The organism is Paenibacillus sp. WG02, assembly GCF_055396115.1.
This window is the reverse complement of sequence record NZ_AP036016.1, coordinates 726,518-743,820: the sequence shown is the minus strand read 5'-3', so window position 1 is coordinate 743,820 and position 17,303 is coordinate 726,518. Positions and strand designations below refer to the sequence as shown.

Genomic DNA, 17,303 nt, shown 5'->3' with positions numbered 1-17,303 from the left:
TCCTACCAACCGATCGCTAAACCGTCACCCCGAGGATCTGCAGCACCGCTCATGAAACCTTTCTCATCAATCACAATACCCTGCGCTTGCCCCATAATCCCATCCCAAGGGTTCACGGGTTCAACACGATGTCCCCATCTTTTCAAACGCGCATACACATCGCCATCCAAACGGTGCTCGAGCTTCAGCGCATCGCCATCTTCCCCCCACGTACGGCCATATACCCAACGCGGTAGCGATATAGCTTCTTGAATGGACAAACCATAATCCAACACGCCTGTCAGTATGGAAAGCTGTGTTTGCGGGCTCACCTTCTCCGCCTTGTGTGCCGAAAAGCATATAAGGTTTCCCCTCTTTGCTCACCATAGCAGGCATTAACGTATGAAATGACCTTTTATTGGGCTCTAGAACGTTCGCGCATGCGGGATCCAGTGAGAAAAAAGAACCGCGATTTTGCATAATAATGCCCGTATCGCCCGGTACATAAGCAGCACCGAAGTCGAAATATAGGCTTTGTATAAACGAGACTGAATTCCCTTCATCATCAACAACAGCCGCATAGGCCGTATCCTGCCCGATCGCTGGTGACAGATGTTCACTCACCTTGAGCGGTTCCGCTTGAATCTCATTCCAGAGCTCCGCCGCATAGGCTTTTGAAAGCAAACGCTCCAGCGGAATTTCCCGAAAATAGGGATCCGTCAAGTAAAGATCACGGTCTTTGAACGCCTTTTTGATCACTTCTGACATCATATGATAGAAATTCGCGGAGGCCCTCGGAACCGCACTAACCTCTATATTTTCCAGCATATTCATCATCATGAGCGCTGTGAATCCTTGTGAATTCGGCGGCATTTGATAAATGTCATACCCTCGGTAGGTTGTTGAAAGCAATTCCACCCATTCTCCCGAATACATACGGAAATCATCTTCCTGCAGCAATCCGCCATCCCGCTGAATGCTATCAACAACAGTCTGCATCAAAGAACCCTTATAAAAGGCCTCTTTACCTTCTCGTTGAACTATACGTAACGTTTGGGCCATGTCTTTCTGAACAAGACGATCTCCTTCTTTCAAAAGCTCGCCGCCTGCCATATATATGGCACTCAACCGTTCGGAAGCCCGAATGAAAGCCTCGTCCTTGCGCATCCAAAAAAGCAAATTACGCGAAATAGGAAAACCCTTTTCCGCATAAGCAATCGCTGGATCGAGCAGCTTCTCCCAAGGCAGCTTCCCGTACTTCTCCCATACTTGCCACCAGGCATCGACCATTCCCGGAACGGTTATCGCGCTTAGAATGCCTCTTTGCGGAATCGTATTTAACCCTTTATCTTTATAAAAATCAGGCGTCGCCTGCGCGGCTGACTTCCCGCTTCCATTAAAGCCCGTAAAAGTGCCCGTCGCAGCATCGTGCATGAGGAAAAAAGCATCACCGCCAAGCCCCGTCATATGCGGGTAGACGACTCCTAGTGTCGCACTGATCGCAATCGCGCTATCAAACGCATTGCCTCCCTGCTGCAAAATAGCACTCCCCACACTGCTAGCCAAATAATGGGGCGTAGCGATCATGGCACGCTCGGCTCGCGGCATGATGTTTAACATGGCAGTTCCTCCTCTTTCCGAGCATATAACGTTAATGCTGCTTGCAAAGCCTTGCCGACTGTAATATCGGCGCCGTGCCATAGGAGAACTGCTTCCAGTGCACCGAGCACATGGAGCACGTTTTTTTGATTACAGCTAAATCCCATCGTGCCGATTCGCCAAATTTGACCCTTCAATGGTCCGAAAGAACTGGCGATTTCAATGCCGAAGCTGTTTAACAGCATCGAACGCACAGATTCACCAGCGATTCCATCTGGAATACGGATGCAAGTTACAACCGTCAGCTTACAGTTAGGATCCCCATATAGCGTTAAGCCCATTGCCTGAAGCCCTGCAACTAACGCAGCCTCATGACGCTGATGACGACGGTATCGATTTTCCAGTCCTTCCTGCAGGACAAGACGCAAGCCCTCGCGCAAAGCGTACAGCATCGAAGTTGCCTCCGTATGATGATTGAGCCGTTTCGGACTCCAGTAGTCTTGAAGCTGGCCGAGGTCGAAATAGTTGCTCGCAACTGGCTTCCCAGCTGACACCGCCGAGCCTTTCTCACGCAGTCCCCGTTCAATGGTTTTGCGCCGCAGCACCTTGGCTTCGACTCGCTCGTTATAGGTGATTGGCGACATCCCGGATGGGACGGATAAACACTTTTGCGTTCCGCCAATAACAGCATCCAGCTGCCATTCGTCTGTTTTTACCGGGACTCCGCCAATCGTAGCGACGGCATCAACAACAAGCAGAGCATCCACTTCACGGCAGGCTGCTCCGATCCCATCAAATGGTTGGATACAACCTGTGGATGTTTCGCCGTGGACGATCGCGACGATGCTCGGTTTTTCCCGGTGTATGGCAGCGATGATTTCCTCTGGATCGAACACCGTGCCCCATTCTCTCTCCAATAGGACAACCTCTGCACCGCAGCGTTCCGAGATTTCCACAAGCAGATTGCCAAAGCGCCCATATATAGGAACAAGCACCTTGTCCCCCGGTTCAATCACACTCACTAGAACAGCTTCTATTCCTGAACGCGAGGTGCCATCTATCGGAAAAGCCCATTGATTTTTGGTTTGAAATACATCGCGAAGCATTTCCATCGTCTCATTCATCAGTTCAGTGAATTCAGGATCGAATTGTCCCAGAATCGGATAAGACATCGCCCGCAGTACCCGCGGGTCGACCTCTACAGGTCCAGGGGTCATGATCGTTCGCAGCGAGGGCGACAAGTCTTTATAAGATTTCATCTACTTTCCCCCCATAGCCATATTGGTATAACACATGCACTAGCACTTGGAACCCTGCGACCAAATCGGCCGGGTCCGTAAACTCATGAGGACTGTGGCTAATGCCTGCTCGACTTGGAACGAGGATCATCGCTGTCGGACATATCGGCCCAAACAGCTGAGCATCATGCCCTGCCCCGCTTGGCAGCTGCATACTCTCGAATCCATGGGCATCACAGGCAGCTTCAATTTCCGCCGAAATCCCTTCATGCATCGCCACAGGTGAAGCGTGTAAATGTTCAATTGTATCTATTTGAAGATCTCTTCGCTCAGCTATTAATTCAAACTCAGCTAGCAATCTCGCACGAAAAGCATCCATCTTCCACTCGTCAGTATGCCGAATATCTAGCGTAAATTCAACTTCCCCCGGTACCACGTTCGAGGTTCCCTGCTTCACTTCCAAACGGCCAACGGTAGCTACAAGAGGTTCCCCTTCCTCCAGCGCCTTCCGCTCTGTTAGAGTCACCATTTCCGCAGCTCCTGCAAGTGCATCTTTTCGCATCGCCATCGGAGTCGTCCCGGCATGATTCGAGGTGCCCTTTACCACTACGGTCAACCTAATTTGACCGACGATAGCTGTTACTACACCGATCTGTTTCTGCTTATATTCCAAAACAGAGCCTTGCTCGATATGAATTTCAATATACGCGCCTATATCTTCGCGCTTCGCAGGGTGTTCACCTACGCTTGCCGTGTCGAATCCAGCTTGCCGCATCGCCTCAAACAGAGTCACACCTTCAAAATCAGCAATCTCCGAAGCTCCAGTCATCGACCTCACACCGGTCACATGTCCAGAGCCCCAGTAAGCTAGCGGGAAGCGACTTCCCTCTTCTTCACAGAATGAGACCACTTCCAGAGTTCGCCTCGGCGTCCCATAAGCCGCCTTCAAATAACCAAGTGCCATCATGGAGGCGACTACGCCGTATGCCCCATCGTATTTACCGCCGTTTTTCACCGTGTCTACATGAGAACCTGTGAGTACCGATTCCAAAGCTTGGTTACTTCCTTGCAATTTTCCGAAAACATTACCCACGGCATCGAAGCCTGCTTCCAGCCCTAACTGCTGCATTTTTTGGGTAAGAGCCTGCTGCGCCTGCTGCCATGGCTGCGTATACAGCAAACGAGTGACTCCCCCCGCTGATTCAGCCCCATAAGACGAAAGCCACTCCAGCACATCGAGCATCTGCTCGGCGTATTGAGACAACAAATCTAGCGAGTCCGGTGTCATCTTAGCCACCTTCCTCACCTCCGATCACGGCTGCGTGGCGCAACCAAATCCCGTCCGCTTTCTCCACAACCCCTTCGCCTAACTCATACACTTTAGTACCTCGTAAGAAGGTAGCCCTTACCCGACATCCGAACTCTTTTCCTACATAGGGACTATGTTTATGGCGGTAAAATAAATCACTCCCCTGAAGTGAGTATCTCAACTTCATATCCACTAGAGCAAAATCAGAATCCGCACCTAAAGCGATTTCACCTTTGCGTGGATGCAGCCCAAAACGCTTGGCTGGCTCAAGGGACAACATCCGCGATATCATAGGCAGAGGCACCTCTCTACGCAGGTGGCCTTCGTCCAGCATAAGCTCCAGCGAGCTTTGCGCGCCGGATATCCCGCCCCACGCCTCGAAGAAATCCCCTTGCTTCATATGCGTTGGGCAAGGCGAGTGATCCGAGGCGAGGAAGTCCAACTGCCCAGCTGCCAGCGCTGCCCACAGCTGAGCTTGATCTTCCGATGTGCGCAGCGGAGGCGCACATTTGGCAACCGGACCTAGACGCTCCAAATCGGCGCTAGTTAGAATTAAGTAATGCGGACACGTTTCCACCGTGACGTCCAGCCCTTTGGCCTTCGCTTCCGTGATGGCCTGCACAGCTTCCGTGCTGCTAATATGCACGAAGTGCAGCTTGCAGCCCGTCTCCTCGGCGTAGAACAGTGCGCGATTCACCGCTTCCAGCTCCGCTGCAATCGGTCTCGTCGCGACGAAATCCAACGCCCCGCGTCTACCTTCCGCAAGTGCCTGCGCAGCCAGCTTGGATACGATCTCCTCGCTTTCGGCATGCAGCGCGAGCACTAGCCCCAAGCGGGCAATTTCTTTCATCCCTTCGTGGAGGGTCAGGTCGTCTACCTCAGCGAAAATATCTTCCCCTTCTCCGCCAGGACAAGACATGAACGCCTTAAATCCAATGACACCTGCTTCCGCCAGCTCTTGAAGATTGCCTACATTTCCTGGTACAAGTCCGCCCCACAGGGCATAATCGACCAAGGAATGTCCTTCAGCCGCTTCCAGCTTCCGCTCAAGTGCACTTAGCCGAACCGTTGGAGGCACGCCATTCAGCGGCATGTCGATATAGGTCGTGCATCCGCCAGCCGCAAGCGCCGCTGATCCGGTAGCAAAACCTTCCCAGTGACCGAGTGCTGGTTCATTAAAATGAACATGCGCATCAACCATCCCCGGCATAATGTGCAAATGCTCCGCATCATAAAAAGGTGTATCCTCCGAGTACACGAGGTTTTCGCCTAGCGCAGCAATTTTGCCGCCTTGAATACCGATGTCTAACTGGCGCACTTCCTCTCTCAGGACTACGGTACCCTTCCGAATTACGAGGTCATATTGGTTAGTCATTCGAAACCCTCCCTCGGATTCATTTATGCTGCAGCCTTCCTGCCAACGTTAGCTTCCTCGATATGTGTTATACCCCCATGGCGCGATCAGCAGCGGCACATGATAATGAGCATCTTTGGCCGATATGCCAAACCTAACCGGTACTTGATCCAGGAAAGCAGGCTCTCCAAGCTCAATCCCAATTCCTCTGAAATAATCTCCTATATGAAAGACAAGCTCATAAATTCCTGGTGTAAAATCATCTCCGCTAAGCATCGGCCCCTGAAGGCGACCATCCGAATTCGTCACTTCCGAGCGAAGTAGCTCTGAGCCCCCTTCTTGCAGACGAAACAAATCAATCCTCACTCCACTAGCCGGTCGTCCACTGCTAATGTCCAGTACGTGCGATGTTAAACCAGCGCTCATAGGCCCTCGAGGTCACTTTTTGTCATCGAAAAACCTTGGAAACCATAAGGCGGTCTAGGCTCTGTAAACACCTTACCTTCACCAACGGAAGCTTGCTCGAGAATCGTTTCCCATGTCCGATTGTTAGACTCAAAGCGAATTTCTTTTAATTGAGGAAAACGAGTGAGCGAGCGCTGCCCGATTCGATAAATGAGATTTTGGATCGACGGAGAATGCTGTTCATGGAATACGGTATGCGCTATATCCCGAATTTGCTCAGCAGCCACATAGCGACCGCGGTCAGAGTCCAGTGCGTCCGCCACTTCTTCATAATTCCAAGCAATATCTAAGAAAATAAATAAAGGACGGTCAAAAGATTCCGGAAGCGTCGTATATTCATCTCGAACGAAGCCTGCGAAGGAACTTCCTTTTACTTTAATCAGCTTCAAGTCAGCGACGCCGCCTGCATGATCTAGGATAGCAATCCCCTCATCCGTGCGCACGACTTCAACCAGCGCGGTTGGATGTTCATTTTGCGAATAACGGTAAACAAGATCACTAGCGTCAAATCCATTTGCACCAGGAACCGGCAGCACTTCAAAAGATACTTGATCTGCTGTCATTTTCACACCTGTCATCTGCGGGTACGTCTCTAGAAAGTGGCGACCGGCGAACTCCAGAAACCCTTCCGCAGTAGCGCCTTCATACTCTCCAGCTTTGCGCAGGATGAAATTCTTCATAGAATCCGTGGCAACAAGCACCCGGTTGTCACCCTCCGTGAAAGAAGTAAAAAACTTCTCTCCGCTAACCGCCACCTTAATATTCATCCCAAACAGCACATTATCTCGTCCGGTAAACCCAGATTCCGGTATTAACGTCAGATTTGTCAGCGGCTTCGCATAAGAACGATACACCCATACATCACCTTTACCGTAGTACATGATTCGTTCCGATCCGTTCGCTTGCTTCATCGCTTTCGCCTCCGCTTCATTGACTAACAGTGCCTCTAGTCGGAACCGCCCTATTTTACAAACCTCCTGCAATGCTTTCCCTAACTCTTCTTCCTGATCACGCTGTATCCGGGTGCGAATCGCTTCTCGAATGGTTTCTTTGGTCTGGCCCTTGACCGCCATGATAAAAGGAAACGCAAAAGCATCCGTATACTGCTTGTTAAGTCCAAAAAACTGTTCATATTCTTCAGCTGTTAACTGGTTCAGACCGGCGCCGGACTGCTCTTGAACGGAATGATCCGTCATCCGTACTCGCGTCCCTAAGTCTGGATGCGCTCTAAGCAGCGCTAGCTGCTCCACCCGATCAGCACGCCAAACCTCACGTTCCAAGGCACTGATCAAATCCTGCTCCATTGCAAAAGGCCGCGAGCTCCATGCACGCTCTGCCACCCAAGGTGAGTGTTCAAATAGAGGGCCGAACATATCGATGAAATCTTCCTGATTCAATTCATTCACTTTATGCAGCGTCAGCTTCACTACCCATCACCTCTATTTCTATGAAAATCCAACCATGCTTCATCAAGATTTGTTTCATTGTAAATGCGCCATCCCTATGGGTCAATTTATATGAAAGAAGTTTGTAAACTTTCATAACATCAGCAACTTTTTTTGTATATTTGCAAAAAATCAGCACCTCATGGGTTCTCAATCGATGTTTATGCCTCAGCATCCGCTAACGGATATGCCCTCTCTCCCCTGATCCCCGCCTCTCCCCTTCGTTGTGACAAAATGTACAACAACACCCCCTTGTCCTCACCTCTCTCACCTCGTTGTTGCATAAAGTGCAACAATTCAGCCCTTAAACCCACCTTTCTCCTCTCAATGTTGCACAAAGTACAACAATCAGGCTCTAAAACGACCAATTCACAACAAATGAGCTCAAAATGTTGTACGAAATGCAACTCCATCATGCAAAACAGCCTTTGAGCGTGTAAATTGTTGTAGAAATTACAACATTGGTTACCAACTACCGCCCATCTCCCATCAAGAAACTGCTGAACAACTCTAAAAATCGAAATTTAGAGTCATGCCTCCCTCAGCTCCAGCAAAATAACAAAAAAGCCACCAGGAATCAGAAACCTCCCCAGTGGCTCACTATTTTTAAGACCAATACCCCTCGTGCGCTGCTACAGCCTCCGCCTCTACCTCAGGAATAGGGCCGATGACTTCTATCGGCTTATTTCCTCTGGCAAATACCACCCGACAGGGTAAGTCCAACGTTGGATTCTTTTCATCATCTCCTGTTAGCTCAGCTAACAGCGTTTCAGAAATGCCATAGACGACACGTCCCACGTTCCCCCAATAGATGGCGCCCGAGCACATGGCACATGGTTCGGTAGATGTATACAACGTACAAGCCCATAGCTCTTTCTTACTGTATCTCTTCGAGGCAATCTCCATCAACATAGTTTCTGCGTGCCCCGTGCAGTTCGATTGCGTAATTTCAACATTTCCATGCTCCAGCAGGATCTCCCCGGTCGGCCCCACCAGCAACGCACCGAAAGGCGTGTTACCAGATTCTCTGGCCAACACAGATAACTCTACACATCTTTTTAAAAAGGGAATGTGGCTCGCATACTCGCTCATTTTGCTTCCTCCAATGACCTAGATTCTTTTTAAAATCTTTGCTCCCGTATGTAGGGAACGCCTAAAGCTTCAGGTGCACCCGAAGGCTTATTTCGATTTCGCCAACCGAGGAACATCAGAACCAGAATGGTCACGATGTACGGAATCATTTTCAGAAAATAAGAAGGGATATGACTACCAATTAGCTGCACACGGAACCCCAGCGTATCCAACACACCGAAGAAATAAGCGCACACCAAAGCACGAACCGGATTCCATCTCGCGAAAATAATGAGCGCCACCGCAATCCAACCGCGTCCAGAGGTCATGCCTTCGTTCCAAGTTGGTGTGTACACGAGCAGCAAATCAGCTCCGCCAATGCCAATCAACATCGAACCAATAATGATACAAACGTAGCGGATCGCGATAACGGGAATGCCCATTACATCTGCTGTTGCCGGGTTATCCCCGACCGCTCTGAGATGCAGCCCCATGATGTGCGGTGAATGAACAGATGCATAACAATAACCAGCACAAAGCTGAACCAAGTAAAAAGATCCAAGTGCGCAAAAACCTTCCCTACAAAAGGCACACTCTCCAGCCATAGCAAATCTAGCTTCGGTACCGCTCCGGGTAGTGGGATACCGCTAACACGCTTTCCCAGATAAGCACTAAGACCTGCGCCGAATATCGTCATCGCTAGACCACTTACGACCTGATTGGCATGCAGGGTTACACATAGAAATCCATGAAGCATCCCCAGAACACCGCCCACTGCAAGTACACAGAGGAGGGTCAGCGGCAAGCTCCCGGTTTGAATGAAGACCAGACAGGATGTCACTGCCCCCATTAACATAAGCCCTTCCGCACCTAGTTGTGTGACGCCGGATCTTTCGATAAGAATTCCACCCAATACAGCTAAGAGCAGCGGCGTACCGGAAGAGATAGCGGAAACAATTAATTGTGTGACGATATCCACGACATTCCCTCCCCTTTCAGCATAATTTCAATCCAAGCTCAAGCTCACCTATCACCTATTGCGGCGAATGCGGATTTTCCCAGCCATACCGCCCGCAATGAGAAAAAATAGGATAGCCCCTTGAATCATAGATGAGGTCGATGAAGGAAGACCGATCGTCTGCACACTATATCCTCCTACAATGAGCCCTCCGAACAGTACCGATGATATCACCAGCCCTGTCGGATTCAGCTTCGCAAGCCAAGCCACAATAATCGCTGTATACCCATAACCCGGCGAAATACCATACATAAGTCGATGCGCCACACCGGAAACTTCGCTCATTCCCGCTAATCCAGCCACTCCGCCGCTAATGATCATAACAACGAGAACATGTCTGGAAATTCGAATTCCTGCATTCCGCGCAGCTTCCGCATTCGCACCAATAAGGCGCAGCTCATAACCCCAACGTGTATATCGGATCATAAAGGCATAGAGCAGCACGGCTATAATAGCAAAAACGATCCCGAAATGAAGTCGGGTAGCTCCAAAAGCAGGCAATGACTGCGCCGCGGTGAGCATCGGGGTTCCTGGGAAGTTAAAGCCTTTCGGATCTTTCCATGGACCGAATACCGCATAATTTAAGGCAAGAAGAGCAACATAATTCAACATTAAAGATGTAATTAGTTCATTAACTTGAAAATAGGTCCTAGGAATCGCCGTCAGCAATCCCCAGACTCCACCGGCTACGATGCTCGCCGCGACCATAGTTGGAATCGAAATGTACATTGGCAGCTGTGGAAAATAAACCGTAACCGCGGTAGCCGCCATCGCTCCAGCCAAAAATTGCCCCTCGGCACCGATATTCCATACCGAAATCCGGTACGCAATCGACACGCCAAGACCGCAAAGCAGCAGCGGAATCGCCTTCACAAGGGTCTCCGTAATGCCAAAGGAAGAACCAAAAGCACCTTTCAACATTTTGGCATACACCATAATCGGATTCATGCCATTCAAAGCAATAAAAATACCGCAGGCCACAAGCGCCAAGACGATGGATACAATCGTCACCCACCACGGACTCGCTGGCCCTGCAGGATCAATCTCAAAACGGTAAGGCAAACGGAAACTAGCTTCTCGTGTAGGCATTTTATTTTCTATCGGGATGGTTCCAGCCGTTTGTTGTTCGCTCACCCTGCATCCTCCTCTGACCCCGCCATTAACATCCCGATATATTCACGGCTCGCTTCTTCTCGGGGAATATTGCCCACGATGCGCCCGTCGTACATGACTAGAATTCGGTCAGCTATCTGCAGCACCTCATCCAAATCTTCAGATATCAGGAGTACTGAACTCCCCTTGCTGCGCAATTCCTCTAATAATTGGTGCACCCCCTCAGTGGCACCCACATCTAGCCCCTGCGTTGGATGCACAGCGACCATCAGCTTCGGATCTTGATCAATTTCCCTTGCAAAAAGCAGCTTCTGCTGGTTGCCCCCTGACATATGCTGAACCGGAGCATCAATCCCCGATGTCCTCACATCGAAAAGCTCAACAAGCTTCTGCGACCAGCTTCGATTGCTCCCAGTACGAAGTAAACCGAATCGAGATCGTTCCGGAGAACGATACGTTTTGAAAAGCAGGTTGTCTACAGTGCCCAAACTGCCTGCTAGACCGCTCTTCATGCGGTTTTCCGGCACATGGGCAATGCCCAGCTCAATGGCCGCGCGCACCGAACCGTTACGCAACGCCTTGCCTCCAAAATGTACATCGCCTTGTTTCCAGACGCGAAGTCCTGTTAACACCTCGGCAAGCTCTTTCTGCCCGTTTCCAGACACACCGGCAACACCAACAATTTCACCTTCACATACTTGAAAATGAAGCCCATCCAGCACCTTGCGTCCATGATCTGCATACACATCCAAACCACCCACCACAAGCATCGGCTTTCCTTGCGGTTTCTCTCTAACAAACGTGCGGCTTTCAAGGTTCTCCTTGCCGACCATTAACTGCGCCAGATCCCTCTCACTCGTTTCTGACTTCGCCATCGTTGCGATCATCTCGCCTTTACGCATGACCGAAATGCGATCCGCTGCAAACATAACCTCCTTGAGTTTATGCGTCGTCATAATGACGGTCTTCCCTTCATTTTTCATGCGATTCAGCGTCTCAAACAATTGATCTACCTCACCTGGTGTCAACACCGAGGTAGGTTCATCCAAAATAATGAAATCCGCTCCCCGATAGAGCGTCTTCACAATTTCAACACGCTGCTGTTCCCCGACCGACAGCTGCCATATGGGCTGGTCCACCGGAAACGGTAGACCAAAATGCTTGGAGATTGCCTCAATCTCCTCGGACTTTTTAGCGAGCCAACGTGGACCGCGCCAGAACGAAGACGACTCCCCAAGAACAATGTTCTCCGCCGCAGTTAACGTTTGAACAAGTCGAAAATTCTGAAAGACCATGCCAACCCCTAGATTCATCGCATCCTTAGGGGAACGAATCCGCACCTTCTCACCGTGGATAAGAATCTCTCCGCTTGTTGGGCGATATACACCCGAGAGCATGCACATCATTGTGCTTTTACCGGCTCCATTCTCACCTAACAACGCATGAATCTCTCCCGCCTTTGCCCGGAAATCAACATGATGATTAGCCACAACAGAACCAAACTGCTTGACGATCTGGTTCATCTCAACAGAATAACCCTCCGTTTTAAGCAATGAGCCCCCTCCTTCTCGTCCTTTACACACCCCTATATATTCAAAACAGCATCTCCCATTTTGGGATCTGCTGTTTCTGTAAACTATTCTTGGATATCTTATAAGTCCATGCTTTTTGGAAAGTGAATTGCTATGTATCTTACCTCACTATAAGGTTGAGTTAACCCGAACGTCAATTAACATGACATCAAATTTGGGTATCTAACGAAAAACAAACATTTATTTGTGCTCATCACCAAAATCAGTGTCTAATTAACTCACATAGAATTCAAAAAGGAGCACCTCCTTTAACGAAGTTGCCCCTTAAGCCATGCAATGCCAATGAATTACGAAAGGAATATACCACCATAAACGAAACCAGCCACAATCACAAACGCAGGGTGAATCTTCCTCTTTTGAATGAGATAGAAAGCAACTGCGGCAATGCCAATAAACTGCAAGTATCCTATCGTTTTTGTTGATTCCACCATACTGCTCCATGTGACCAACACCATCATGATCGCAATAACAGGTTGAACAAGCAGTGTCATTCCTTTGATTACCGGAGATTGCTTATACTTCTGCAGGATATTCAGCAAAATGATGAGTGCAATAATAGATGGAACAACCGTTACGGCCACGGCAATTAGAACACCGACCCAACCACCGACTTCAAAGCCGACATATGCAGCAATTTTCGTAGCAATTGGTCCAGGCAGCGCATTTCCAAGCGCTAACATGTTCGAGAATTGACTGCTGGTCATCCAAGCATGATTAGGGACAATCTCTTGATACATCAGCGGGATCGACGAGGGTCCTCCTCCGTATCCGAACACATTGGCTAAAAAGAAGCTAACAAGTAAATGCCACCACTCACTCATACACCTTCACCTTTGCCAAGCTGCTTCTTGTTCTTGCTCCACTTGTCCTTTAGCTTATGATGAAAAGCACCATATAGTAAAAACATAAAAATAACGATAGCCGGATGCACAGAGAAAGTCTGCAGCAGCAAGAATGAAATAACAAAAAATGTGAGACCTGCCGCCCAACCCAAGCCTTTTACCGCTTTCTCTCCGAACTCATACGCCATCACGCCTAACATCACCGCAACAATAGGCACAACTGCTGCAATCATGCCTTTAATCACTTGAGAAGTACTAAAGAAATTAATAAACGAATACAACCCCACCATGGCTACACAGGTAGGAACGATGTGCGCCAAAACACCAATCGCCGCTCCCCATCCCCCTTTGAGCCGATACCCAAGATACCCTGCTAGTTTCGTTGCTATCGGTCCGGGAAGTGTATTAGCTATCGCCAGCACTTCCATGAATTCCTCATCCTTCATCCATTGAAATCGCGTAACCGCCTCGTACCGTATCAACGGCACAATCGACGGCCCACCGCCATATCCCAATATCCCCGTCCGGAACATCGCCATACCTATCTGAACATAGGCATTTCCCACTATGTATCACTCCTGTCTCTGTATCACCATTTATAGGGATCTTTGGTCGTAGACCAAAGTCTCTCTACACAAAGTAAACTAAACCTTATTGTAATATAAGTTGAAAGGATTCATTCAATTCTTTTCTCATCTTTGTAAAAATCACAAAGATTCCTCGAATTCTTGGGACTTGACTTGAAATTGGATAAAAGCCATACTATTAGCTGGTTTAACGATGTAAAACATCGCTAAAGCATCAACGATCGTGTTTATCCTAAACATAGCGATATAAAACATCACTAAAATGGATGATTGCCGATTTTTTCTATGTTTAAGCTAGTTTAACGATGTAAAACATCACTATACCAACAATCCTTGTGATAATTCGAACCTTAACGATGTAAAACATCGCTAACTGACTTCGGTACATCAAAGTCTTTGTTAGCCCCTCGGACTCTTATGAGTTCGCTCGGACAAATAGAAAAAACCTTACGAGGATTTCTCCTTGTAAGGTTTTTCGTGTGCTTGGCAACGTTCTACTCTCCCAGAACCCTGCGGTTCAAGTACCATCGACGCTGGAGGGCTTAACGGTCGTGTTCGAGATGGGAACGCGTGGGTCCCCTCCGCCATCATCACCAAACAGTCAAAGCGTGGTTTGCGCCTTGAAAACTAGATACGAAACTTGCGTAAAGGTTTGAATTGCTTAGGTTTTCTGGGCCCCAATCAAGTATTCGGAATTCGCTACAAAGCTTATCTTCACTTGGTTGGGAATTGGTTAAGCCCTCGACCGATTAGTATTCGTCAGCTGCATGCATTGCTGCACTTCCACCTCGAACCTATCAACCTCGTCGTCTACAAGGGGTCTTACATACTGGGAAATCTCATCTTGAGGGGGGCTTCGCGCTTAGATGCTTTCAGCGCTTATCCCCTCCGTACATAGCTACCCAGCGATGCCTCTGGCGAGACAACTGGTACACCAGCGGTACGTCCATCCCGGTCCTCTCGTACTAAGGACAGCTCCTCTCAAATTTCCTACGCCCGCGACAGATAGGGACCGAACTGTCTCACGACGTTCTGAACCCAGCTCGCGTACCGCTTTAATGGGCGAACAGCCCAACCCTTGGGACCTACTTCAGCCCCAGGATGCGATGAGCCGACATCGAGGTGCCAAACCTCCCCGTCGATGTGGACTCTTGGGGGAGATAAGCCTGTTATCCCCAGGGTAGCTTTTATCCGTTGAGCGATGGCCCTTCCATTCGGTACCACCGGATCACTAAGTCCGACTTTCGTCCCTGCTCGACTTGTAGGTCTCGCAGTCAAGCTCCCTTATGCCTTTGCACTCTGCGAATGATTTCCAACCATTCTGAGGGAACCTTTAAACGCCTCCGTTACATTTTAGGAGGCGACCGCCCCAGTCAAACTGCCCACCTGACACTGTCCCCATACCGGTTCACGGTACCAGGTTAGAACTCCGATACGATCAGGGTGGTATCCCAACGGCGCCTCCACCCAAGCTGGCGCTCAGGCTTCAAAGGCTCCCACCTATCCTGTACAGATCGTACCAAAGTCCAATATCAAGCTGCAGTAAAGCTCCATGGGGTCTTTCCGTCTTGTCGCGGGTAACCTGCATCTTCACAGGTATTAAAATTTCACCGGATCTCTCGTTGAGACAGCGCCCAAGTCGTTACGCCATTCGTGCGGGTCAGAATTTACCTGACAAGGAATTTCGCTACCTTAGGACCGTTATAGTTACGGCCGCCGTTTACTGGGGCTTCAATTCATAGCTTCGGAACCGAGGTCCCTAACCACTCCTCTTAACCTTCCAGCACCGGGCAGGCGTCAGCCCGTATACTTCGCCTTGCGGCTTCGCACAGACCTGTGTTTTTGCTAAACAGTCGCTTGGGCCTTTTCACTGCGGCCCCCTCGGGCTATTCACCCTACCGAGGCACCCCTTCTCCCGAAGTTACGGGGTCATTTTGCCGAGTTCCTTAACGAGAGTTCTTCCGCGCGCCTTAGAATTCTCTTCTCACCCACCTGTGTCGGTTTGCGGTACGGGCACCTTCGCCTGGCTAGAAGCTTTTCTTGGCAGTGTGAACTCATGGCCTTCGGTACTTAAAGTTTCCCTCCCCATCACAGCCCAGCCTTAACGGTTAGCGGATTTGCCTACTAACCAGCCTCACTGCTTGGACGAGCATCCATCAGCTCGCGTCACTATCCTTCTGCGTCACTCCATCGCTCATAACGGCTACGGTGGTACAGGAATTTCCACCTGTTGTCCATCGACTACGCCTTTCGGCCTCGCCTTAGGTCCCGACTTACCCTGAGCGGACGAGCCTTCCTCAGGAACCCTTAGGTTTTCGGCGGATCAGATTCTCACTGATCTTTTCGTTACTTATACCGGCATTCTCACTTGTATGCGCTCCACCTGTCCTTACGGTCAGAATTCAACGTACATACAACGCTCCCCTACCCATGCACATAGTGCAAGCCATAGCTTCGGTGGCGTGTTTAGCCCCGTTACATTTTCGGCGCAGAGTCACTCGACCAGTGAGCTATTACGCACTCTTTCAATGGTGGCTGCTTCTAAGCCAACATCCTGGTTGTCTGTGCAACTCCACATCCTTTCCCACTTAACACACACTTGGGGACCTTAGCTGATGGTCTGGGCTGTTTCCCTTTTGACAATGGATCTTAGCACTCACTGTCTGACTCCCGGATTTAAGTTTGTGGCATTCAGAGTTTGACTGGACTTGGTAACCCTTGGCGGGCCCCGCACCCAATCAGTGCTTTACCTCCACAACTCAACATCCGAGGCTAGCCCTAAAGCTATTTCGGGGAGAACCAGCTATCTCCGAGTTCGATTGGAATTTCTCCGCTACCCCCACCTCATCCCCGCATTTTTCAACATGCGTGGGTTCGGGCCTCCAGTGAGTGTTACCTCACCTTCACCCTGGACAGGGGTAGATCACACGGTTTCGGGTCTACGTCCACGTACTAAAGCGCCCTATTCAGACTCGCTTTCGCTGCGGCTCCGCCTTTTCAGCTTAACCTCGCACGGGAACGTAACTCGCCGGTTCATTCTACAAAAGGCACGCCATCACACATATAGAGTGCTCTGACTTTTTGTAAGCACACGGTTTCAGGTTCTTTTTCACTCCGCTTCCGCGGTGCTTTTCACCTTTCCCTCACGGTACTGCTTCACTATCGGTCACTAGGGAGTATTTAGCCTTGGCAGATGGTCCTGCCGGATTCCGACGGGGTTTCACGTGACCCGCCGTACTCAGGATACCTCTAGGGGATTCGTTCGATTTTGGCTACAGGGCTTTTACCTTCTATGCCGGACCTTTCCAGATCACTTCGCCTACCGAACTAACCCCATATCGAGGTCCTACAACCCCAAGGAGCAAGCTCCTTGGTTTGGGCTATTCCGCTTTCGCTCGCCGCTACTGACGGAATCACTTTTGTTTTCTTTTCCTCCAGGTACTTAGATGTTTCAGTTCCCTGGGTATGCCTCCAATGCAGCTATGTATTCACTGCATGGTAACTGCGCATTACCACAGCTGGGTTCCCCCATTCGGACATCCCCGGATCAAAGCCTGCTTACGGCTCCCCGAGGCATTTCGTCGTTCGCCACGTCCTTCTTCGGCTCCTAGTGCCTAGGCATCCTCCGTGTGCTCTTTCTAGCTTAACCTAGAAAAACATTTAAAGAATTTTGCGTAATTGTTACATTACA

The 17,303-nt window shown here is 49.7% G+C and carries 10 protein-coding genes, 2 rRNA genes and 2 pseudogenes; all 14 read right to left on the bottom strand.

What is annotated here, in order from left to right; translation table 11 throughout:
• Positions 1-2: 2 nt before the first annotated feature.
• Positions 3-1,599: pseudogene (gene ggt / locus ACBP55_RS03330) on the bottom strand (gamma-glutamyltransferase).
• Entirely contained in the window at positions 1,593-2,837 is a 1,245-nt protein-coding gene (locus ACBP55_RS03325; RefSeq protein WP_464649754.1) for a pyridoxal-phosphate-dependent aminotransferase family protein, read from the bottom strand. The pseudogene ggt and the gene ACBP55_RS03325 overlap by 7 nt, the downstream one beginning before the upstream one ends.
• Complete coding sequence (locus ACBP55_RS03320) at positions 2,824-4,104, bottom strand: hydantoinase/carbamoylase family amidase (RefSeq protein ID WP_464653218.1); 1,281 nt, start codon at positions 4,102-4,104, stop codon at positions 2,824-2,826. The genes ACBP55_RS03325 and ACBP55_RS03320 overlap by 14 nt, the downstream gene beginning before the upstream one ends.
• A 1-nt stretch (position 4,105) precedes the next feature.
• Entirely contained in the window at positions 4,106-5,500 is a 1,395-nt protein-coding gene (locus tag ACBP55_RS03315) for an allantoinase (protein ID WP_464649752.1), read from the bottom strand.
• Between the two features lie 48 nt (positions 5,501-5,548).
• Positions 5,549-5,905, bottom strand: a complete 357-nt coding sequence (gene uraH, locus ACBP55_RS03310) for a hydroxyisourate hydrolase (protein WP_464649750.1) — start codon at positions 5,903-5,905, stop codon at positions 5,549-5,551.
• Positions 5,902-7,371, bottom strand: a complete 1,470-nt coding sequence (pucL, locus tag ACBP55_RS03305) for a factor-independent urate hydroxylase (RefSeq protein ID WP_464649748.1) — start codon at positions 7,369-7,371, stop codon at positions 5,902-5,904. The genes uraH and pucL overlap by 4 nt, the downstream gene beginning before the upstream one ends.
• 624 nt (positions 7,372-7,995) lie before the next feature.
• Positions 7,996-8,481, bottom strand: a complete 486-nt coding sequence (locus ACBP55_RS03300; RefSeq protein WP_464649746.1) for a nucleoside deaminase — start codon at positions 8,479-8,481, stop codon at positions 7,996-7,998.
• Between the two features lie 29 nt (positions 8,482-8,510).
• Positions 8,511-9,439 (bottom strand): annotated as a pseudogene (locus tag ACBP55_RS03295) (ABC transporter permease).
• A 51-nt stretch (positions 9,440-9,490) separates the two neighbouring features.
• Positions 9,491-10,567, bottom strand: coding sequence for an ABC transporter permease (locus ACBP55_RS03290; RefSeq protein ID WP_464653217.1), 1,077 nt, complete (start codon positions 10,565-10,567; stop codon positions 9,491-9,493).
• A gap of 41 nt (positions 10,568-10,608) precedes the next feature.
• Positions 10,609-12,114, bottom strand: a complete 1,506-nt coding sequence (locus ACBP55_RS03285; RefSeq protein ID WP_464653216.1) for an ABC transporter ATP-binding protein — start codon at positions 12,112-12,114, stop codon at positions 10,609-10,611.
• A gap of 356 nt (positions 12,115-12,470) precedes the next feature.
• Entirely contained in the window at positions 12,471-13,004 is a 534-nt protein-coding gene (locus tag ACBP55_RS03280) for a chromate transporter (RefSeq protein WP_464649744.1), read from the bottom strand.
• Entirely contained in the window at positions 13,001-13,591 is a 591-nt protein-coding gene (locus ACBP55_RS03275) for a chromate transporter (protein ID WP_047685772.1), read from the bottom strand. Before ACBP55_RS03275 ends, ACBP55_RS03280 begins: the two co-directional genes overlap by 4 nt.
• Positions 13,592-14,093: 502 nt before the next feature.
• A 5S ribosomal RNA gene (gene rrf, locus ACBP55_RS03270) occupies positions 14,094-14,210 on the bottom strand.
• A gap of 131 nt (positions 14,211-14,341) precedes the next feature.
• Positions 14,342-17,261: ribosomal RNA gene (locus ACBP55_RS03265) — 23S ribosomal RNA — on the bottom strand.
• Positions 17,262-17,303 lie beyond the last annotated feature (42 nt).